Annotated in this window: 22 protein-coding genes; 13 read left to right on the top strand and 9 right to left on the bottom strand. The window is 71.8% G+C overall.

The features are described 5' to 3' along the window. The first annotated feature begins 5 nt into the window (after positions 1 to 5). Positions 6 to 1271 carry a glutamate-5-semialdehyde dehydrogenase gene (locus DRV84_RS05475; protein ID WP_115978869.1) on the top strand — a complete coding sequence of 422 codons (1266 nt, stop codon included), beginning with the start codon at positions 6 to 8 and terminating at the stop codon, positions 1269 to 1271. Positions 1272 to 1276: 5 nt separating this feature from the next. Here DRV84_RS05475 and DRV84_RS05470 read toward each other — a convergent pair whose 3' ends face one another. Then, positions 1277 to 1903, bottom strand: coding sequence for a histidine phosphotransferase family protein (locus tag DRV84_RS05470; protein ID WP_115978868.1), 627 nt, complete (start codon positions 1901 to 1903; stop codon positions 1277 to 1279). On the opposite strand from DRV84_RS05470, the gene DRV84_RS05465 reads away from it, so the two are divergent. From DRV84_RS05465 to olsA, 3 genes are all read left to right on the top strand, one after another. After that, a complete protein-coding gene (locus DRV84_RS05465; protein ID WP_115978867.1) occupies positions 1902 to 2084 on the top strand; it encodes a DUF3553 domain-containing protein in 183 nt (60 codons plus the stop codon). The two genes, DRV84_RS05470 and DRV84_RS05465, sit on opposite strands and share 2 nt — an antisense overlap. Before the next feature lie 100 nt (positions 2085 to 2184). Then, entirely contained in the window at positions 2185 to 2967 is a 783-nt protein-coding gene (gene olsB, locus DRV84_RS05460; RefSeq protein WP_239994992.1) for an L-ornithine N(alpha)-acyltransferase, read from the top strand. Continuing rightward, the gene (gene olsA / locus DRV84_RS05455; protein ID WP_239994991.1) at positions 2964 to 3800 is read left to right on the top strand and encodes a lyso-ornithine lipid O-acyltransferase; all 837 of its coding nucleotides are present in this window, start codon (positions 2964 to 2966) and stop codon (positions 3798 to 3800) included. The genes olsB and olsA overlap by 4 nt, the downstream gene beginning before the upstream one ends. On the opposite strand, the gene DRV84_RS05450 is transcribed toward olsA, so the two are convergent. Together DRV84_RS05450 and DRV84_RS05445 are read right to left on the bottom strand one after the other, a co-directional pair. Next, positions 3781 to 4401: a thiamine phosphate synthase gene (locus DRV84_RS05450; protein WP_115978865.1), complete on the bottom strand. Its 621-nt coding sequence runs from the start codon at positions 4399 to 4401 to the stop codon at positions 3781 to 3783. The two genes, olsA and DRV84_RS05450, sit on opposite strands and share 20 nt — an antisense overlap. Positions 4402 to 4613: 212 nt before the next feature. Beyond that, positions 4614 to 6302, bottom strand: a complete 1689-nt coding sequence (locus DRV84_RS05445; RefSeq protein WP_115978864.1) for an acyl-CoA dehydrogenase family protein — start codon at positions 6300 to 6302, stop codon at positions 4614 to 4616. A gap of 148 nt (positions 6303 to 6450) precedes the next feature. On the opposite strand from DRV84_RS05445, the gene DRV84_RS05440 reads away from it, so the two are divergent. Continuing rightward, positions 6451 to 7215, top strand: a complete 765-nt coding sequence (locus tag DRV84_RS05440) for a sulfite exporter TauE/SafE family protein (RefSeq protein WP_115978863.1) — start codon at positions 6451 to 6453, stop codon at positions 7213 to 7215. Here DRV84_RS05440 and DRV84_RS05435 read toward each other — a convergent pair. After that, positions 7212 to 7940 carry a DUF429 domain-containing protein gene (locus tag DRV84_RS05435; protein ID WP_158547748.1) on the bottom strand — a complete coding sequence of 243 codons (729 nt, stop codon included), beginning with the start codon at positions 7938 to 7940 and terminating at the stop codon, positions 7212 to 7214. The genes DRV84_RS05440 and DRV84_RS05435 overlap by 4 nt on opposite strands. Then, a complete protein-coding gene (locus DRV84_RS05430; RefSeq protein ID WP_115978861.1) occupies positions 7937 to 9535 on the bottom strand; it encodes a phosphoenolpyruvate carboxykinase in 1599 nt (532 codons plus the stop codon). Before DRV84_RS05430 ends, DRV84_RS05435 begins: the two co-directional genes overlap by 4 nt. A gap of 380 nt (positions 9536 to 9915) precedes the next feature. Here DRV84_RS05430 and DRV84_RS05425 point away from each other — a divergent pair, with 380 nt between their 5' ends. The 7 genes from DRV84_RS05425 to DRV84_RS05395 are packed head-to-tail and all read left to right on the top strand — an operon-like array spanning position 9916 to position 15320. Next, entirely contained in the window at positions 9916 to 10617 is a 702-nt protein-coding gene (locus tag DRV84_RS05425) for a response regulator transcription factor (protein WP_115978860.1), read from the top strand. A 2-nt stretch (positions 10618 to 10619) separates the two neighbouring features. Further along, positions 10620 to 12323 (top strand): sensor histidine kinase, encoded by a 1704-nt coding sequence (locus DRV84_RS05420; protein ID WP_115978859.1) that lies wholly within the window; start codon positions 10620 to 10622, stop codon positions 12321 to 12323. A gap of 17 nt (positions 12324 to 12340) precedes the next feature. Then, a complete protein-coding gene (locus DRV84_RS05415) occupies positions 12341 to 12775 on the top strand; it encodes an HPr kinase/phosphorylase (protein WP_115978858.1) in 435 nt (144 codons plus the stop codon). Positions 12776 to 12785: 10 nt separating this feature from the next. Then, complete coding sequence (gene rapZ, locus DRV84_RS05410) at positions 12786 to 13703, top strand: RNase adapter RapZ (RefSeq protein WP_115978857.1); 918 nt, start codon at positions 12786 to 12788, stop codon at positions 13701 to 13703. Further along, positions 13700 to 14092, top strand: coding sequence for a PTS sugar transporter subunit IIA (locus DRV84_RS05405; protein ID WP_115978856.1), 393 nt, complete (start codon positions 13700 to 13702; stop codon positions 14090 to 14092). Before rapZ ends, DRV84_RS05405 begins: the two co-directional genes overlap by 4 nt. Positions 14093 to 14101: 9 nt before the next feature. Beyond that, positions 14102 to 14383, top strand: coding sequence for an HPr family phosphocarrier protein (locus tag DRV84_RS05400; protein ID WP_115978855.1), 282 nt, complete (start codon positions 14102 to 14104; stop codon positions 14381 to 14383). A gap of 58 nt (positions 14384 to 14441) precedes the next feature. Beyond that, entirely contained in the window at positions 14442 to 15320 is an 879-nt protein-coding gene (locus tag DRV84_RS05395) for a lysophospholipid acyltransferase family protein (RefSeq protein WP_115978939.1), read from the top strand. A gap of 75 nt (positions 15321 to 15395) precedes the next feature. Here the strand turns inward: DRV84_RS05395 and DRV84_RS05390 are convergent, their stop codons facing one another. Next, the gene (locus DRV84_RS05390; protein WP_115978854.1) at positions 15396 to 16271 is read right to left on the bottom strand and encodes a 3-hydroxybutyryl-CoA dehydrogenase; all 876 of its coding nucleotides are present in this window, start codon (positions 16269 to 16271) and stop codon (positions 15396 to 15398) included. Between the two features lie 147 nt (positions 16272 to 16418). On the opposite strand from DRV84_RS05390, the gene DRV84_RS05385 reads away from it, so the two are divergent. Further along, positions 16419 to 17243: a DUF6473 family protein gene (locus DRV84_RS05385; RefSeq protein WP_115978853.1), complete on the top strand. Its 825-nt coding sequence runs from the start codon at positions 16419 to 16421 to the stop codon at positions 17241 to 17243. A gap of 53 nt (positions 17244 to 17296) precedes the next feature. Here DRV84_RS05385 and DRV84_RS05380 read toward each other — a convergent pair whose 3' ends face one another. The 3 genes from DRV84_RS05380 to DRV84_RS05370 form a co-directional block, all read right to left on the bottom strand. Beyond that, positions 17297 to 18223, bottom strand: a complete 927-nt coding sequence (locus DRV84_RS05380) for an electron transfer flavoprotein subunit alpha/FixB family protein (protein WP_115978852.1) — start codon at positions 18221 to 18223, stop codon at positions 17297 to 17299. Further along, positions 18223 to 18981 carry an electron transfer flavoprotein subunit beta/FixA family protein gene (locus tag DRV84_RS05375; RefSeq protein ID WP_115978851.1) on the bottom strand — a complete coding sequence of 253 codons (759 nt, stop codon included), beginning with the start codon at positions 18979 to 18981 and terminating at the stop codon, positions 18223 to 18225. Before DRV84_RS05375 ends, DRV84_RS05380 begins: the two co-directional genes overlap by 1 nt. A 416-nt stretch (positions 18982 to 19397) precedes the next feature. Beyond that, entirely contained in the window at positions 19398 to 19970 is a 573-nt protein-coding gene (locus tag DRV84_RS05370; protein ID WP_115978850.1) for a cob(I)yrinic acid a,c-diamide adenosyltransferase, read from the bottom strand.

Genomic DNA, 19970 nt, shown 5'->3' with positions numbered 1-19970 from the left:
GCGCGATGACGGACGAGGCGCAGATCGACACCCTCATGGAGGATATGGGCTGGCGCGCCCGCGCGGCGGCGGCCGAACTCGCCTGTGCCCCGGCGGAGGCCAAGCGCCACGCGCTCGAGGCGGCAGCCGGGGCGCTCCGGGCCGGGCGCGCCGATCTGATGGCGGAGAACGCGAAGGATCTGGCGTTCGGCCGGGAAAAGGGCCTCTCGCCCGCGATGATGGACCGCCTCGCGCTCGACGACGCGCGGATCGAGGGGATCGCCGCGGGGCTCGAGGCCGTCGCGGCGCAGCCCGACCCGGTGGGCGCGGTCATGGCCGCGTGGGAGCGCCCCTCGGGCCTGCGCATCCGGCGCGTGCGCACGCCGCTCGGCGTGATCGGCGTGATCTACGAATCGCGCCCGAACGTCACCGCCGACGCGGGCGCGCTCTGCCTCAAGGCCGGCAACGCGGTGATCCTGCGCGGCGGCTCGGAAAGCCTGCATTCCTCGGGCGCGATCCATGCCGCCCTGCAGGAGGGGCTCGCCGCCGCCGGGCTGCCGCGCGACGCGATCCAGCGCGTGCCGGTGCGCGACCGCGCCGCCGTCACCGCCATGCTGGGCATGACCGAGCATATCGACGTGATCGTGCCGCGCGGCGGCAAGGGGCTCGTCGGGCTCGTCCAGCGCGAGGCGCGGGTGCCCGTCTTCGCCCATCTCGAGGGGATCGTGCACGTCTACGTCGACGCCGCCGCCGACCCGGAGAAGACGCGCGAGGTCGTGCTGAACGCCAAGACCCGGCGCACCGGCATCTGCGGCGCGGCCGAGTGCCTGCTGATCCACGCCGATGTCGCCGGGACGCTCGGCCGCGCGACCGTCGAGGCGCTGATCGCGGCGGGCGTGCGCGTCCACGCCGAGGGCGCGCTCGCCGCGATCCCGGGCACGGTGCCGGCCACGGCCGAGGACTGGGGCCGCGAGTACCTCGACATGGACATCGCCGCGAAGGTCGTGCCCGACATCGACGCCGCGATCGCCCATATCCGCGGCTTCGGCTCGCAGCACACCGACGCCATCCTGACCGAGGACGACGCGGCCGCCGCGCGCTTCTTCGAGCGGCTCGACAGCGCGATCCTGATGCGCAACGCCTCGACCCAGTTCGCCGACGGCGGCGAGTTCGGCATGGGCGCCGAGATCGGCATCGCCACCGGCAAGCTCCACGCCCGCGGCCCTGTCGGCGCCGAGCAGCTGACGAGCTTCAAGTATCTGGTGGAGGGCGACGGGACAGTGCGGCCCTGACCCCCTCAGACGGTGAGCGCAAGGTCGCGCTCGCCGAGCCGGGTTTCGGGCCTGCGCCCTGCGGCGGCGGCGCGCAGCCCCAGAAAGAGGAACTCCACCTGCGACGGCGCGAGGCCCTCGGCCGGGCCGGGCGCGGACAGCTGCGCCCAGACGGCCGGGTCCGCGGCGAGCCGCGGCCCCTCGGCCGCCACGTGCCAGCGCCCGCCCGCGCGCGTGACCTGCACCGCGCCGCCGCGCGGCAGCGCCGCGTCCGCGCACATCAGCGCGAGAAAGCCGAGCTGCACCTCGCCGCGCGGCAGCGCCTCGTCCGCCCGCCAGTCGAGCGCGAGCCGCGTGTCGGCGAGATACCCCGCCGCGAGGCGCGCGATCTCCCCCGCCGCGATGACCTCCGCCGAGCTCGGCGTGCCGAAGGCGAGGCGGTAGAACCTGAGCCGCGCCTCCGCGCTCGCGCAGCTTTCGGAGACCAGCGACAGCTCGGGCCCGGAGGGCGCCGCGCCGGCCAGCGACAGGAGCTCCACCCCGTTGGAGATGGCGCCCACCGGGCTCACCAGGTCGTGACAGATGCGCGCCCCTATCAGCGCGGCGAGATCCGCACTAGGCTCGGTCGCGACGGCATCGGCGGAGACGGACATGGACGACCTCAACGCACTTCTCGAACCGGGCATGCTGGTGCGCCACCCCGAGCGCCCGGAGTGGGGCGTGGGGCAGGTGCAGTCCAACGTCGGCGGGCGGATCACCGTGAACTTCCGCGAGGAAGGCAAGGTGGTGATCGACGGCGCCCGCGTCACCCTGACGCCGGTCATGGAGCCCTGATTCGGGTTAGCGAAAGGTAAACGCCGCCACCGCCCCCCCCAGCTTGCCAACCGGGCGGGCCTTGCCTATGACGCGGGCCTGCACAGCGCCCCGGTTCCGCATGACGATGCCCGCCCCCCGGCCCGAGCCCGCGTTCCGCGTCCGCCTCGCCACGGACGAGCGCGACCGGCTGGCCGCCGAACGCCTCCGCTACGCGGTCTTCGTCGAGGAGCTCGGCGGGGACGGCCCCGGCGTCGACCACGCCGAGCGGCTGGAGCGCGACGGCTTCGATCCCTTCGCCGATCACCTCGTGCTGGTGGACCCGGCGCGCGACGCCGCGGCGCTCGACCATGTGGTGGGCGTCTATCGCCTCATGCGGGCGGAGCACGCCGCCGCGGCGGGCGATTTCTACAGCGCGGGGGAGTACGACCTCGCGCCGCTGCGGGCCACGGGGCGGAGGCTGATGGAGCTCGGGCGCTCCTGCGTGCATCCCGACTACCGTGGCGGCACGGCGCTGTTCCACCTCTGGACCGCGCTCGCCGACTACGTCTCCGAGAACGGGATCGAGATCCTCTTCGGCGTGGCGAGCTTTCACGGCACGGACCCGCAGGCGCTCGCCGCGCCGCTCTCGCTCCTGCATCACCGCCACCTCGCGCCGCCCGAGTTGCGCGTGCGGGCGCGCGCGTTCCAGCCGATGGATCTCATGCCCGAGGCCGCGATCGACCGGCGCCGCGCGATGCTGCAGGTGCCCGCGCTGATCAAGGCCTACCTGCGCCTCGGCGGGGTCGTGGGCGACGGCGCCTTCGTGGATCACGCCTTCAACACCACCGACGTCTGCCTCGTCATGGACACCGCCCGCCTCAACGCCCGGCAGGCGGCGCTCTACCGGGGCGCGCGCGGGTGAGCCGGACCTGGCGCGGCGCCCCCACGCCGGAGCTCGCGCCGGTCGGCGCGCTGGGGTGGCTGCGCGCCGTGCTGACGGGGGCGCCGCTCGCGCTCGTCACCTTCGGCGGACTCGGCCTGATGCTGGCGCTGCGCCCGGTCGAGCGCGCGCTCTGGGGCGCACAGCGCCCGGTCACGCCCTGGATCACCGTCGGCGTCTGCCGCGTCGCGCTGCCGCTCCTGGGGCTGCGGCTGGAGCGGCGGGGCCGGCCCATGCGGGCGCAGGGTGCGATGGTGGCCAACCATGCCTCCTGGGCGGACATCTTCGCGCTCAACGCCTGCGCGCCGCTCTATTTCGTCGCCAAGGCGGAGGTCGCGGGCATGCCCGGCATCGGCTGGCTGGCGCGCGCCACGGGGACGGAGTTCATCTTGCGCGAGCGGCGCACGGCGCGCGCGCAGCGCGCGGCGCTCGCCGCGCGGCTGCGGCTCGGGCACCGGCTCATGTTCTTTCCCGAGGGCACCTCGACCGACGGGCGCCGCGTGCTGCCCTTCGTGCCGACGCTCTTCGACGCGCTCTTCGACGACGGGCTCGAGGGGCTGCACATCCAGCCCGTCACCCTCGCTTGGCACGCACCGGAGGGACAGCCGGACAGCTTCTACGGCTGGTGGGGCGAGATGGACTTCGGCCCCCATCTCCTGCGCGTGCTCGCTGCGCCCGGGCGCGGCCGGGTCGAGGTGATCTGGCACCCGCCCGTCCCGGTGGAGGAGCACGCCGATCGCAAGGCGCTCGCCCGCCGGCTCGAGGGGGAGGTGCGCGCGGGCCTCGAAGCGGCGCTCAGCCCATCGCCGCGATGAGCGCGCCGAGCGCGGCGGCGGGATCCGCGTCGCGCCAGATCTCCTCGCCCACGGCGAAGAAATCCGCCACCGGCGCCAGATCGGCGATGCGCGCGGCGTCGAGCGCGCCCTCGGCCACCACCGGCAGCTCGATCATCTCCGACCACCACGCGAAAAGGTCGCGCGGCGCCACCGTCCCGTCGCCGAGGCCCGTGTCGACAACCGGCCCGAAGGCGATGTAGTCGGCGCCCGCCTCGCCGGCGGACATCCCCTGATGCCGCGAGGTGCCGCAGAAGGCGCCCACGATCGCCTCCGCGCCGAGCATCTCGCGCGCCTTGCGCACCGAGCGCGCCCCGTCCGTCAGATGCACCCCGTCGAGGCCCAGCCGCTCCACGAGCGCCAGATGCTCTGCGACCACCAGCGGCACGTCGCGGGCGTGCGCGATCTCGCGCAGGCCGTCGGCCACCCGCGCCACCGCGTCCGCGTCGCGCGTGGCGAACTCGAGGCGCAGGCAGGCGACCGGATGCGCGTCGAGCACCGCCTCGAGCCGCGGCGCGAACTCCGCGAGCGCGACCTCCGGCGGCGTGACGAGATAGATCTGCGGCTGCTCTTCGTCTGCCATGCGCGCCTCCCGTGACTGCGGGGCGCAGTCATAGTCCCCTCGGCGCGCGTTGACCATGGCCTCCCGTCCGCGGTGACGCGAAGGGGGCCGCCCTCCCCGCCCCGCGGCGAGAGCACGGGGCCGGGGGCCGCGACCGCCCTTCTTCTTGGCGGAAATATCCCCGCCGGAGGCCGCCTGCGCCGGGCCCCTCGCGGGCGCGGCGCAGGCGTGGCTCAGCCGAGCAGGCGGCGCGCGATGACCTGCGCCTGGATCTCCGCCGCGCCCTCGAAGATGTTGAGGATGCGCGCATCGCAGAGGATGCGGCTGATGTCGTACTCCAGCGCGAAGCCGTTGCCGCCGTGGATCTGCAGGCCGTTGTCGGCCGCCGCCCAGGCGACGCGCGCGCCGAGGAGCTTGGCCATCCCCGCCTCGAGGTCGCAGCGCCGGCCGCCGTCCTTCTCGAAGGCCGAGAAATAGGTGAGCTGGCGGGCGATCATCGTCTCCACCGCCATCATGGCGAGCTTGCCGGAGACGCGCGGGAAGGCGATCAGCGGCTTGCCGAATTGCTTGCGGTCCTGCGCGTAGCGCATCGAGACGTCGAGCGCGGACTGCGCGACGCCCACGGCGCGGGCCGCGGTCTGGATGCGCGCGCTCTCGAATGTGGCCATGAGCTGCTTGAAGCCCTGCCCCTCCTCGCCGCCGAGCAGGTTGTCGCCGGCCACGCGGAAGTCGTCGAAGGCAATCTCGTATTCCTTCATGCCGCGGTAGCCAAGCACCTCAATCTCGCCGCCGGAGATGCCCTCGTCGGGGAAGGGGTGGTCGTCGGTGCCCGGCGTCTTCTCGGCGAGGAACATCGAGAGGCCGCGGTAGTCGGTCGTCTCGGGGTCCGTGCGCGCCAGAAGCGTCATCACCTGCGTGCGCGAGGCGTGGGTGATCCACGTCTTGTTGCCGGTGATCCGCCAGTCGCCCGCGTCGTCCTTCACCGCGCGCGTGCGCAGGCTTCCGAGGTCGGAGCCGGTGTTGGGCTCCGTGAAGACCGCCGTCGGCAGCACCTCGGCCGAGGCGAGACCGGGGAGCCATTTCTCCTTCTGCGCCTCGGTGCCGCCGCCGATGATCAGCTCGGCCGCGATCTCGGACCGGGTGCCGAGGGAGCCGACGCCGATGTAGCCGCGCGAGAGCTCCTCCGAGACGACGCACATCGACGCCTTCGAAAGGCCGAGGCCGCCGTATTCCTCCGGGATGGTCAGGCCGAAGACGCCCATCTCGGCGAGCTCGGTGATGACCTCCATCGGGATGAGCTCGTCCTTCAGGTGCCACTCGTGGGCGTGGGGCTGCACCTTGTCCACGACGAAGCGGCGGAACTGCTCGCGGATCATCTCGAGCTCGTCGTCGAGGCCCGAGGCGCCGACCGTGACCTCCGCCGCGCGCTCCTGCATCAGCTCCACGAGGCGCGTGCGCGCGCCCTGCGTGTTGCCCTGCTGCGTGAGCGTCATCACCTCGGGCGCGGTTAGCGCGCGGGTCTCCTCCTCGCCGAGGCCGAGGTCCTGAAGGCGCAGGATCTCGCCCTGGCTCATCTGCAGGCCGCCGCGCAGCTGCCAGAGGTATTCGCCGAAGGCGATCTGCAGGATCAGCTGCTCGACCTCGGTGAAGCGCCCCTCGCCGTCGAGCCGCTCGGCCCAGCGGTGCATCTGGCGCAGCGATTCGACGTAGGTCGCGAGCCAGGCGAGGCCGTGCGCCGCGGTCTGGTTCGCCTCCACCAGCCGGCCGGAGACGCGGCCGTCGGCGGTGACCTCGGCGCGCAGGCGCTCGGTCGCTTTTTCCAGCACCGTCTCGGCGGGCGCGACCGCGGCGCCGGTCAGCCGCAGAAGGTCGGGAAGCACCACGCCCTGCGCGGCGCTCAGATCCTGTCCGTCGTGAGCCATCTATGAATCCCTCCTGAACCTGAGCGCCGACTTAGTGCCTTTGCAGGTGCAGCGCAACGAAAATACCCCAAGATGCGGCGTTTCGACCGAATGTTGCGCGATTGTTTCCGGGCTGCACGCGCCGTCGCGCGGTGCTAAGGGCGACGCCATGCTGACTTTCTCCATCCTCACCCCGGAAAACCTAGCCCTCGCGCTGCTCGTGGCGAGCCTCGCGGGGGTCGTGAAGGGCATGGTGGGTTTCGCCATGCCGATGATCCTGATCTCGGGGCTCGGCAGTTTTCTTTCGCCCGAACTCGCGCTCGCCGGGCTGATGCTGCCGACGCTGACGACGAACCTCTGGCAGGGGCTGCGCGACGGGCCCCGCGCCGCGATGGCGAGCCTCGGGCGCTTCCGGCTGTTCCTCGTGGTGGGCGCCGTCTGTCTCTTCGCCTCGGCGCAGCTCGTCGGCATCCTGCCCGCGGGCGTCCTCTTGACGGTGATCGGCGCGCCGCTCGTCGTCTTCGCGATCTGGCAGCTTCTGGGCCAGCCCGTCACCCTGCGCGAGGCGAGCCGGCGGATCGAGGTGGCGATGGCGGTGCTCGGCGGGTCGCTCGGCGGGCTCTCGGGGGTCTGGGGGCCGCCGGTGGTGGTCTATCTCACCGCGCTCGGCACGCCCAAGGCCGAACAGATGCGCATTCAGGGCGTGCTCTACCTGCTGGGCTCGATCGCGCTGGTGGCGGCGCACACCGGCTCCGGCGTGGTGACGCCGGCGAGCATGGCCTTCTCCGCGGCGCTGGTGCCCGCCGCGCTCGCCGGGATGTGGATCGGCTACCGCCTGCAGGACCGCATCGATCAGGCGGCCTTCCGCCGGGCGACGCTGGCGGTCTTGCTGCTGGCCGGGCTGAACCTGATCCGGCGCGGGGTCATGGGCTAGTAATGGATCGCCATGCGGTGCCCGCGGCTGTCCCGCTCCGGTGGATGGGGGAGGGTCTCGTGCCGGCTGCGCGCGACACGGTCCGCCGACCACGTCGCCGCGCAGGCGTCGAGCAGATCGTCGGGGTTCCAACGGCGGGGTCGGGGGCCGAGGGATGTCGTCAACGTCTCCAGATCGAAGCCGAGCCGGGCGAGTGCCCTCTGCCGGCTGCGCCGCCCCTCTGCTGATTTCTTCGGGGCGAGCGTGCGCCCTGCCAGCGCAGCGAAGGAGACCTCCGGGTGGACCTCCCGGATCCGGCCGTCGTGCGTTTCGGGGCCGAGGTCGTCGAGCGCGACGATGCGGTCGCATATGTTGAAGCACTGCTTCGACAGGCGCTGTCCCGGCGGGAAGCTCCCGAGGAGGTCGCGGTAGCCACCGCCCGCGCGGATCACCTCCAGATGCGCGCGCGCGGGCGAGGCGAACACGCGCGACCCAGGCGCCCGAACCCCGTCCGTGTTGCGGTCGGACAGAAAGGCGCGCGCCCCACGATCTGCGGGACGCGGGTCGCCCGGCATATCCATGAGCCCGATCGGCATGTCGATGGCCAGAACGTCCGCATCGAGCGCGAGGAGCGCGGGCAAGTCGGGCACGACCGTGGCCGCCGCCGTCGGCGGCCCGGCGGGGCCGACCACCACGACGAGCCACCCGCCGGGGCAGCCATCCACCCCGGCGACCGTCCCGCTCACCCGATCGCCGCCGCCTTCACGTCGTCGTCGATGTAGGGCACGTACTGCTCGAAGTTCTCGGCGAACATCGAGACAAGCTTGCGCGCCTGCGCGTCGTAGGCCTCCGGGTCGGCCCAGGTGCGGCGCGGGTCGAGCAGCACCTCCGGCACGCCCTGCACGGCGACCGGCACCTCGAAGCCGAAGTTCGGGTCCTTGCGGAACTCCGCCTCGGCGAGCGAGCCGTCGAGCGCCGCCGACAGCAGCGCGCGCGTCGCCTTGATCGGCATGCGCGAGCCGGTGCCGTGGGCGCCGCCCGTCCAGCCGGTGTTGACGAGCCAGCAGGTCGCGCCGTGGCGGGCGATCTTCTCACGCAGGAGGTTGCCGTAGACCTCCGGCCGGCGCGGCATGAAGGGCGCGCCGAAGCAGGTGGAGAAGGTCGGCTGCGGCTCGGTCACGCCGCGCTCGGTGCCCGCGACCTTGGCGGTGAAGCCCGAAAGGAAGTGATACATCGCCTGCGCCGGCGACAGCCGCGCGATCGGCGGCAGCACCCCGAAGGCGTCGCAGGTCAGCATGATGATGTTCTTCGGATGCCCGCCGAGCCCCGTCTCGGAGGCGTTCGAGATATACTCGAGCGGGTAGGCGCAGCGCATGTTCGCCGTCAGCGAGTCGTCGTCGAAGTCGAGCGCCCGCGTCTCCTCGTCGTAGACCATGTTCTCGATCACGGTGCCGAACTTGCCCGTCGTGGCGTAGATCTCCGGCTCCGCCTCGGGGTCGAGGTTGATCGTCTTGGCGTAGCAGCCGCCCTCGAAGTTGAAGCTGCCGCGGTCGGACCAGCCGTGCTCGTCGTCGCCGATGAGCACGCGCTCGGGGTCGGCCGAGAGCGTCGTCTTGCCGGTGCCCGAGAGCCCGAAGAACACCGCCGTGTCCACCGGGTTGCCCGGCGCGTGGTTGGCCGAGCAGTGCATCGGCATGATGCCCTTCTCCGGCAGGATGTAGTTGAGCAGCGTGAACACGGATTTCTTGTTCTCGCCCGCGTATTCGGTGCCGCCGATCAGGATCATCTTCCGCTCGAAGTTCATCGCGATCACGGTCTCGGAGCGGCAGTCGTGGCGCTCCGGATCGGCGCGGAAGGACGGCAGGTTGATCACCGTGTAATCGGCGGTGAAGCGGTCGAGCGCCGCGCGCTCGGGCCGGCGCAGGAGGTGGCGGATGAAGAGCCCGTGCCATGCGAGTTCGGTGACCACGCGCACGTCGATGGAATAGGCCGGGTCCGCCCCTGCCACGAGGTCCTGCACGAAGAGCTCGCGGTCCTTCATGTGCGCGCGCATGTCGTCGTAGAGCGCCTCGAAGCCCTCGGGCGACATGGCGGCGTTGTTGTCCCACCAGATGTGCTCGGCCACGTCCGGGGTGCGCACGACGTGTTTGTCCTTGGGCGAGCGCCCGGTAAACTTGCCCGTCGAGACGAGGAAGGTGCCGCCCTGTCCGATCCGGCCCTCGCCGCGCTTGACGCCCGCCTCGATCAGCGCAGGCTCGATCAGGTTGTAGTGAACCGCCCCGGTGCCCTCGATTCCCTGATGCTCGAGCCGGAACTCCGGGTTCACCCGTCCGATGGTCATGGTGCCTTGCTCCTCTGGCCGCAACGGCGCGGTCTCGCCTGTCCGTTTTCGGCCCGGGACGACGCGGCGGGCCGCCCGCGGGGCCGCGCGCTGTCCGGGGCGCCGTGCGGCCTTACCACGGGGCGCGCCGACCTGAACAGCCGCGCGGCCGGGTGTTAGCGCAACCAGATACCCGTTAGCGCAACCAGACACCCGTTAGCGCAACCAACGCGGGAAAACCTGACGCGGGGTGAGGCAAATTAGCCATTCTTTCAGGAATTGTGGCCGGAATCGGGCCGCATACACCGGCCGAGTCGCGGTTTGGGATTGATTGCAAGGGCCGAAATGGAGATGAAGTGTCAAAAGACGGCAGGCACGAGAGCAGCACAAGGACCACTCCCATGTCCCGTATCGCCCTGGTGGACGATGACAGGAACATTCTGACGTCCGTCTCCATGACGCTCGAGGCCGAGGGCTTCGAGGTCGACACCTACAACGACGGGCAGTCCGCGCTCGACGCGTTCAACCGGAAACTGCCCGACATGGCCGTGCTCGACATCAAGATGCCGCGGCTCGACGGCATGGATCTCCTGCAGCGCCTGCGTCAAAAGACGTCGATGCCCGTGATCTTCCTGACCTCCAAGGACGACGAGATCGACGAGGTGCTCGGCCTGCGGATGGGGGCCGACGACTACGTCAAGAAGCCGTTCTCGCAGCGCCTCCTCGTCGAACGCATCCGCGCGCTCCTGCGCCGGCAGGAGGCCGAGGCCGGCGACGCCGCCGGCACGCCCGAGGAGTCGAAGATCATGGTGCGCGGGCACCTGACGATGGACCCGCTGCGCCACGCCGTCACCTGGAAGGAGCAGGACGTCACCCTCACCGTGACCGAGTTCCTGCTGCTGCAGGCGCTCGCGCAGCGCCCGGGCTTCGTCAAGAGCCGCGATCAGCTGATGGACGTCGCCTACGACGATCAGGTCTACGTGGACGACCGGACCATCGACAGCCACATCAAGCGGCTCCGCAAGAAGATGCGCAGCGTCGACCCCGAGTTCTCGGCGATCGAGACGCTCTACGGCATCGGTTACCGCTACAACGAAGAATAGCCATGGCCATGGCGGAGGACAGCGCGACGCCCCGCCCGCCCCCGCGGCGCGAGCCGGATCTCGTGCTGGGCGACGACTGGGTGTCGCCGGAGCCCGACGCCGAGGCGGAGGGCGAAGCGGCGCGCGCGCGCCGCGGCCTGTTCGCCTGGCGGCGCTCGCCGCTGACCCGCAAGATCATCATCTTCAACCTGATCGCGCTCAACATCCTCGTCGCGGGGATCTTCTACCTCGACGGCTCCCGCGACAGCCTCGCCCTGCAGCGCGCCACCGGCCTCGCCGGCGAGGCGGAGCTCATCGCCGACGTCTTCGAGGCGCGCGCCGCGCCGGACATGACACCGGGGCCGTCGCAGCGCACGCTCGACGGCCTCGACCTGCGCCGCGGCATCGAGGTGCTCGTCTTCGACACGGAGCGCCGCGTCGTCGCGCGCCAGACCGGAGAGAAGGCGCCGGCGGAGCTCGCGCAGCTGCGCGAGACGCCGCCGCGCACCGTGATCACCGACGCGCTCGCCCGCGCGTGGGGCGCCGTCGAAAGCGGGGTCGAGGCGCTCGCCGGCACTACCCCCCGCCCGCTCGAGGATCGGATCGTGCCGCAGATCGGCCGCGCGCTGGCGGGCACGCCGACCGTCGAGACCGGCGTCGACGCCGCGGGCGGCACGGTCATCTCGGCCACCACGCCGATCACGCGCGACGGGCGCACCCTCGGCGTCGTCGCCGTCACCTCCGCCGCCGGAGAGATCGATCAGATGGTGCGCGCCGAGCGCGAGCGCGTGCTGCAGATGTTCGTGATCGCGATCCTCGTCTCGGTCGGGCTGAGCCTCGTGCTCGCCTCGACGATCTCCAACCCGATCGCGCAACTCGCCACCGCCGCCGAGATCGGGCGCGACCGCCACCGGGGCCGCTTCGGTCGGCCCGGCCGCATCCGCATCCCCGACCTGACCGCGCGCCCCGACGAGATCGGGCAGCTCTCCGGCGCGCTCCGGGGCATGGTTTCGGCGCTCTACGACCGGATCGAGGCGAACGAGCAGTTCGCCGCCGACGTCGCGCACGAGATCAAGAACCCGCTCGCCTCGCTCCGCTCCGCCGTCGGCACGCTGCGCGTGGCCGACCGCGCCGAGCACCGCGCGCGCCTGCTCGACGTGATCGACCACGACGTGCGCCGTCTCGACCGGCTGGTCAGCGACATCTCGAACGCCTCGCGCCTCGACAGCGAGCTCGTCAAGGAGGACGAGGAAAGCTTCGACCTGCGCAAGATGCTCGACGCGCTCGCCGAGCACCTCGCGCAGCAGGCCCGCGAGAAGGGCGTCGAGTTCATCACCGACCTGCCGCGCGAGCCGGTCGTGGTGCACGGCCTGGAGCCGCGCCTCGCGCAGGTGGTGGTCAACCTCGTCACCAACGCCATCAGCTTCTGCGAGGACGGCGACGCCATCCGCCTCTGGGCGCGCAAGCGCGAGAACCGCGTGCTCGTCGTGGTGGAGGACACGGGACCGGGCATCCCCGAGGGCGCCGAGAAGAAGATCTTCAAGCGGTTCTACTCCGAGCGTCCGGCCGACGAGTTCGGCAACAACTCCGGCCTCGGTCTCGCCATATCAGAGCAGATCGTGCACGCCCACGGCGGCGTCATCTGGGCCGAGAACATCCGCCCGACCGAGGCCGACCCGACCTCGGAGCCGCTCGGCGCGCGCTTCGTCGTGGGCCTGCCGCTCTGAGCGGATGCGCCGGCGCGATGCCCCCGACACCGGACACGACCGAGCTGCACGCGACCGCCATCGCGCACGCGGGGCGCGCGGCGCTGATCCTCGGGCCGTCGGGCACCGGCAAGTCGTCGCTCGCGCTCGAATGCCTCGCGCGCGGCGCGCGGCTGATCGCGGACGACCGGGTGCGCCTGCGCCGCGCCGGCGCGCGGTTGCTCGCCCTGCCGCCGACGCGCCACGCCGGAGTGATCGAGGCGCGCGGCGTCGGGCTCCTGCATGCGCCGGCGACCCACGGGGCCGTGCCGGTCGCGCTCGCCGTGACTCTCGAAAAGCAGGAAGAGGCGCGCCTGCCGCCGCGGCGCAGCGAAAGCTTTCTCGACGTCGCCGTCCCGCTCTGTCACGATCCGGCGACGCGGGCTTTCCCCGCCGCGATCCTGCTTTACTTGTCACGAGGGCGGTTTGCCTGAGGGCGGACGGATGACATCGGAGTGCGACACGCAGCAGCGCGCGGTGTTGGTCACCGGCCCTTCGGGCGCCGGACGGGCCACCGCGATCGCCGCGCTGGAGGATCGCGGCTTCGAGGCGATCGACAACATCCCCCTCGGCCTGGTGCCGCGGCTGCTGTCGGCCGGGCCACTGGAGCGGCCGCTGGCGCTGGGCCTCGACGTGCGCAACCGGGATTTCGCGCCGGACGTGTTGCTCGACCTGATGGACGCGCTGAACGCGCTGCCTGAAGTGACGGTCGAGCTCGTCTATCTCGACTGCCGAGCCGAGGTGCTGCAACGCCGCTTTTCCGAGACGCGGCGCCGCCATCCGCTCGCGCCGGCCGAATCGCCCGAGACCGGCATCGCCCGCGAGATCGACCTGATGCGCCCCGTCCGCGCCCGCGCCGGCATCCTGATCGACACCTCGGAGCTGACGCCGCACGACCTGCGCACCGAGATCGCGCGCCTCGTCGCGCCGGCGAACGGGGTGGGGCTCGTCTTGTCGATCCAGTCCTTCAGCTACAAACGCGGGCTGCCGCGCGGCCTCGACATGGTGCTCGACGTGCGTTTTCTCGACAATCCGTACTGGCGCGCCGAGCTGCGCGACCGCGACGGGCGCGACCCGGCCGTTCAGGCGCATGTCGCCGCCGACGCGCGCTTCGCGCCCTTCTTCGATCGGGTGCTCGACCTCGTCCGCTTCGTGCTCCCGGCCTACGCGGCGGAGGGCAAGAGCCACTTCGGCCTCGGCTTCGGCTGCACCGGCGGCAAGCACCGCTCCGTCGCGGTGGCCGAGCGCCTCGCGCCCGCGCTGGCCGCGGACGGCTGGCAGGTCGCGCTGCGCCACCGGGAACTCGACCGGGGCGGCGACCCGGCCGGCGGGGGCGACGCCCGCCCGGGGAGCCCGGCTTGATCGGGATCGTCATCGTCGCGCACGGCGGGCTCGCGCACGAGTACCTCGCCGCGATCGAGCACGTCATGGGCCCCCAGCGCGCGATCCGCGCCGTCGCCATCGAGCCCGAGCACGACCGCGCCGCCAAGCAGGCCGAGATCAGCGCCGCCGCCGACGCGGTGGATCAGGGCGACGGCGTCGTGGTGGTCACCGACATGTTCGGCGGCTCGCCGTCGAACCTCAGCCTGCGCGCCTGCGCGGCGGCGAACCGGCGCATTCTCTACGGCGCGAACCTGCCGCTCCTGATCAAGCTGGCGAAGAGCCGGGACAAGCCGGTGGCCGAGGCAGTGCGCAGCGCGCTCGAGGCCGGGCGCAAGTATATTGACAGCCAGAGCGTTTCCACGGATTGACGGATCTCGATGCCGGCCGACACCATTCAGCGACACCTGAAGATCACCAACGAGAAGGGGCTGCACGCGCGCGCCTCCGCCAAGCTCGTGGAGGTGGTCGAGGGCTTCGACGCCACCGCCGAGATCAGCCGCGACGGCCTCACCGCGTCGGGCGACTCGATCATGGGGCTTTTGATGTTGGCAGCTTCCAAGGGAAGCACTATTGAACTGCAAGCGTCCGGACCGGACGCGGCGGCGCTCGCCGACGCGGTGGAGGCGCTTGTGGAGAACCGCTTCGGCGAGGAGACGTGAGCCCGAACGGCACCGGAGGCCCCCCTTGGTCGAAAGCTCCCAGCACCGGACCGCGATGATGCAGGGCGCCGCGCCCGCGCTCGCGGGGCAGGGCGACGGCACCCCGCTCGAGGCGCGCCCCTACGACCGGCGGCGGCTGAGCTACGCCAACACCTTCACCAATCCGCTGAAGGTCAGGACCATCCAGGCGATGGAGCTCGCCACCGGCAAGCTGAAGCTCCTGCGGCTGATCCGCCGGTTCGAGGCGATGGGCGTGCCGGTGGGCCAGCCCTTCTGGCGTCAGGCGCTCGACGTCATGGGCATCGACCTCGTCACGCCCGCCGAACAGATCGCGCGCATCCCCGCCGAGGGGCCGCTCGTCGTGGTCGCCAACCATCCGCACGGGCTGGTGGACGGGATGGTGCTCGCCGAGCTCGTCGGCCGGCGGCGCACCGACTACAAGATCCTGACGCGCTCGCTCCTGACCGGCGTCGCCGAGATCGAGCAGTTCATGATCCCCGTGCCCTTCGCGCACGAGGCGGACGCGCTGGAGCGTAACCTCGACATGCGCCGGCGCGCGATGACGCATCTGAAGGGCGGCGGCGCGATCGTGCTCTTCCCCTCCGGCGTGGTCGCCGCCGCCCGCAGCATGTTCGGCCCGGCGATCGAGGCGGAGTGGAACCCCTTCACCGCCAAGATGATCCAGCGCTCCGGCGCGCGGGTGGTGCCGATCCATTTCCCCGGCGCGAACTCGCGCTGGTACCAGATCGCCAACCGCATCTCGCCGACGCTGCGGCAGGGGCTGCTGCTGCACGAGGTGGCGCATGCGCTGAACAAGCCGCAGGCGCCGGTGGTGGGCGCGCCGATCGAGCGCGCCGAGATCGAGAGCTGGGCGCCGAACCCCCGCGGCTTCGCCGCCTGGCTGCGGGAGCGGACGCTGGCGCTGGGCGCGGGCTGAGCGGCTCCTCCGCCCTGACGGGCGTCCTCGCCGGATCCGCGCGATGCGCCCCGTCAGGGGCGAAGAGCGCGCCGCTCAGCGCGTGGGCACCGGGGTCTCGCCGCGGTAGTCGTAGAAGCCGCGCCCGGTCTTGCGGCCGAGCCAGCCCGCCTCGACGTATTTCGTCAGCAGCGGACAGGGGCGATACTTCGTGTCCGCGAGCCCGTCGTGCAGCACGTTCATGATGGCGAGGCAGGTGTCGAGCCCGATGAAATCGGCGAGTTCCAGCGGCCCCATCGGGTGGTTCGCGCCGAGCTTCATCGAGCGGTCGATCGACTGCACGCTGCCGACGCCCTCGTAGAGGGTGTAGACCGCCTCGTTGATCATCGGCATCAGGATGCGGTTGACGATGAAGGCGGGGAAATCCTCGGCGCTCGCGGCCGTCTTGCCCAGCCGGTCCACCACCGCGCGGCAGGCCGCGACGGTCTCGTCGTCGGTGGCGATGCCGCGGATCAGCTCGACGAGCTGCATCACCGGCACGGGGTTCATGAAGTGGAAACCCATGAACTTCTCGGGCCGGTCCGTCCGGCTCGCCAGCCGGGTGATCGAGATCGAGGAGGTGTTCGAGGTCAGGATCGTCCCGGGCTTCAGGTGGGGCAGGAGGGCGTCGAAGATCTTCTGCTTGATCTCCTCGCGCTCGGTCGCCGCCTCGATCACCAGGTCGCAGGCGCCGAGATCGCTGATCTCGAGGGTCGGCGTGATCCGGGCGAGCGCGGCCTCCTTGTCGGCCTCCGCGACGGCGCCCTTGCGCACCTGTCGGTCCATGTTGCGGCCGATCTTCTCGAGCGCGGCGTCGAGCGTTTCGCGGTCGAGGTCGTTCAGCCGCACCTCGTAGCCGGCGAGCGCCATGACATGGGCGATTCCGTTGCCCATCTGCCCGGCGCCGACGATGCCCACGCGCTCGATATCCATGCCTCACCCTCCGGTCGCTGCGCGGGGACCATAGGGACCGCGGCGGGGCCCGGCAAGGCCGCGGCGAAACGAGACAATTGTCGGTTTAAGCCTTTCGAAAGGCGCGCGCGCGACGCTGCCCCCGGGTGAAAGAAAGTGGTGGGACCCATGAGCTACGACGCGCCGGGCCCGGGGGGGCTCGATTACGCGCCGTGCCGTTTCCGGGGGTCGCGGATGCTGTTCCGCGGGCCGGAGCGGGCGGTCGACGGCGCCTTCGTCGCCTGTCTGGGCGGCACGGAGACCTACGGAAAATACGTCCGCCGGCCGTGGCCCGCGCGGCTGGAGGCGGTGGCGGGCCTGCCCTGCCTCAACTTCGGCAGCGTGAACGCCGGGATCGACAGCTTCCTGAACGAGCCCGCGGTGCTGGAGGCCGCGCAGGCGGCGCAGGTCGTCGTGGTGCAGGCGATGGGGGCGCAGAACCTCTCGAATCGCTTCTACGCCGTGCACCCGCGCCGCAACGATCGCTTTCTCGGGCCGCGCCCGCTGATGGCGCGCCTCTTTCCGGAGGCGGATTTCACCGAGTTCCACTTCACGCGCCACATGACCGGGGCGCTCGCGCAGCGCGCGCCGGAGAGCTTCGCGCGCCTGCGCGCCGCGCTGCGCGCGACATGGGTGGCGCGGATGACGGAGCTGATCGACCGCCTCGGCGTGCCGGTGGTGCTGCTCTGGCTCGGGCAGGCGGCGCCGCCCGACACGGCGGAGGCGGCGGAGGCGCCCGAGCCGCTTTTCGTGGACCGCGCGATGATCGAGGCGCTGCGCCCGCGCCTCGCCGCGGTGGTGGAGGCGCCGCCGGCCGCGACCGGGGGGGCCGAGGGCATGGCCGTGCCACCGCTGGAGGCGCCCGCGGCGGCCGCGCTGCCCGGCCCGGCGGCGCATGCCGCGGCGGCCGAGGCGCTGCTGCCCGTGGTGGGGCAATACCTGCCGCAGTCATGAAAACGGCCCGCGCCGGGGCTGCCGGCGCGGGCCGCTGGGCCATGGGGCGGGCCTCAGAGCTTCTCGGTCAGCTCCGGCACCGCCTCGAAGAGGTCCGCGACGAGGCCGTAGTCCGCGACCTGGAAGATCGGCGCCTCCTCGTCCTTGTTGATGGCCACGATGATCTTCGAGTCCTTCATGCCCGCGAGGTGCTGGATCGCGCCGGAGATGCCGACGGCGATGTAGAGCTCGGGGGCGACGACCTTGCCCGTCTGGCCCACCTGCCAGTCGTTCGGCGCGAAGCCCGAATCGACCGCCGCGCGGCTGGCGCCGACCGCGGCGCCGAGCTTGTCGGCGAGGGTCTCGACGATCCGGAAGTCCTCCTCGGAGCCGATGCCCCGGCCGCCCGAGACGACGACGCCGGCCGAGGTCAGCTCGGGCCGGTCGCTCTCGGCCATCTTGTCCTCGACCCATTCCGAGAGGCCCGGATCGGCCGCCGCGCCGATGGTCTCGACCGGGGCGGCGCCGCCCTGCGCCACCGCGTCGAAGGTCGAGGTGCGGATGCTCACCACCTTCTTCGCGTCGGAGGATTTCACCGTCTGCATGGCGTTGCCGGCGTAGATCGGCCGCTCGAAGGTGTCGGCGTCGATCACCGCGCTCACGTCCGAGATCACCATGACGTCCAGCAGCGCGGCGACCCGCGGCAGGATGTTTTTGGCGTCGGTCGTCGCCGGGGCGACGATGTGGTCGTAGTCCCTGGCGAGTTCGGCGATCAGCGCCGCCGTCGGCTCGGCGAGGCGGTGCCCGTAGATCGCGTCCTCGGCGCAGAGCACCTTCGCCGCGCCGTCGAGCTTGGCGGCCTCGGCGGCCGCGTCGGCGGCCTGCTCGCCGCAGGCGAGCACCGTGACCTCGCCCAGCGCCTTGGCGGCGGTCATGGCCTTGGCGGTGGCGTCCATCGCCAGCGCGCCGTCGGAGATTTCGGCGATCAGCAGAACGGCCATCACACCACCCCCTTTTCCTTGAGTTTAGACACCAGCTCATCGACCGAGCCGACCATCTCGCCCGCCTGGCGCGCCGGCGGCTCCTTGGTGTCGACCACCTGAAGGCGCGGCGCGACGTCCACGCCGTAGTCCGCGGCGGTCTTTTCCTCGAGCGGCTTCTTCTTCGCCTTCATGATGTTGGGAAGCGAGGCGTAGCGCGGCTCGTTCAGGCGCAGGTCGGTGGAGATGATCGTGGGCAGCTTGACCTTCACGGTCTGAAGCCCGCCGTCCACCTCGCGGGTGACGACGGCCTGCCCGTCCTCGACGGCGACCTCGTTGGCGTACATCGCCTGGGACCAGCCGAGGAGCGCCGAGAGCATCTGCCCGGTGGCGTTCATGTCGTTGTCGATCGCCTGCTTGCCGCAGAGCACGATGTCGGGGCTTTCCTCCTCGACGACCTTCGCGAGCAGCTTGGCGACCGAGAGCGGCTCGATGTCCTGGTGCACGTCGTCGGCGGCGACGATCAGGATGGCCCGGTCGGCGCCCATGGCGAGCGCGGTGCGCAGCGTCTCCTGCGCCTGCTTGACGCCGATGGAGACGGCCACGACCTCCTCGACCTGGCCCTTTTCCTTCAGGCGGATCGCCTCCTCCACGGCGATCTCGTCGAAGGGGTTCATCGACATCTTGACGTTGGCGAGATCGACGCCCGATCCGTCCGCCTTGACGCGGACCTTCACGTTGTAGTCGATCACGCGCTTCACAGGCACGAGTACCTTCATCGGCGTGTCTCTCCCTCTCTGCGCGCGCCGGCCGCCCGGCGTGCCTCTCTGTCCTGCCGCAGGGTCTTAGCGGCTCGGACCGCTCCGCGACAGGGCAAAATCGTCACGCGAGCGCCCCGAAACGTCGCGTTCGCCGCCCGCGCGGCGGCACGTCCGCCCGCGCCCTGCGACCGGTCGCCGCACCCCGGCCCGGCGCGCGCCGCACCTCACCGGTGCCGTCGCTCAGGACCGGTTCGCTGCGCTCACCGGTTCGCTCCCGCCCTCCGGGCCGGCGCTCCGCGTTTACCTGGGCCGGGCCATCCACTGGACGCCCCGCCGGTTCGCTACGCTCACCGGTTCGCCCCCGCCCTCCGGGCCGGCGCTCCGCGCTTCCGGTAGCCGGGCCGTCCACTGGACGGCCCGCCGGTTCGCTTCGCTCACCGGTTCGCCCCCGGAACCCACAACACGTCGGCGCGGCCGTTGTCGTTGGCGATGCGGCCGGCGACGAAGAACCAGTCGGACAGGCGGTTGAGGTAGCGCACCGCCGCCGGGTTCACGTGTTCCATGGTGGCGAGTTCCACCGCGTAGCGCTCGGCGCGCCGCGCCACCGTGCGGCAGAGGTGCAGATGCGCGGCGAGCGCCGAGCCGCCGGGGAGGATGAAGCTCCGCAGCGGCTCGAGCGCGCCGTTCATCTCGTCGATCTCGGCCTCGAGCCGGGCGACCTGCGCCTCGGCGACGCGCAGGCGGGGATACTCGGCCTCGTGGTCGCGCTCCATGTCCGGGCAGCAGAGATCGGCGCCCAGATCGAAGAGGTCGTTCTGGATCCGCGCGAGGCGCGCGTCCATCTCGCCCTCGGCGTGCTGCCGCGCGAGCCCGAGCGTCGCGTTCAGCTCGTCGGCGGTGCCGTAGGCGATCACGCGGGGCGCGTGCTTGGCCACGCGCTGCCCGTCGCCGAGCGCGGTCTCCCCGGCGTCGCCGGTCTTGGTGTAGATCTTGTTGAGCACGACCAT

It is taken from the genome of Rhodosalinus sediminis (assembly GCF_003385555.1).
Taxonomy (GTDB): domain Bacteria; phylum Pseudomonadota; class Alphaproteobacteria; order Rhodobacterales; family Rhodobacteraceae; genus Rhodosalinus; species Rhodosalinus sediminis.
The sequence above is the reverse complement of the archived record's forward strand: the minus strand, read 5'-3'. Positions and strand labels throughout refer to the sequence as shown.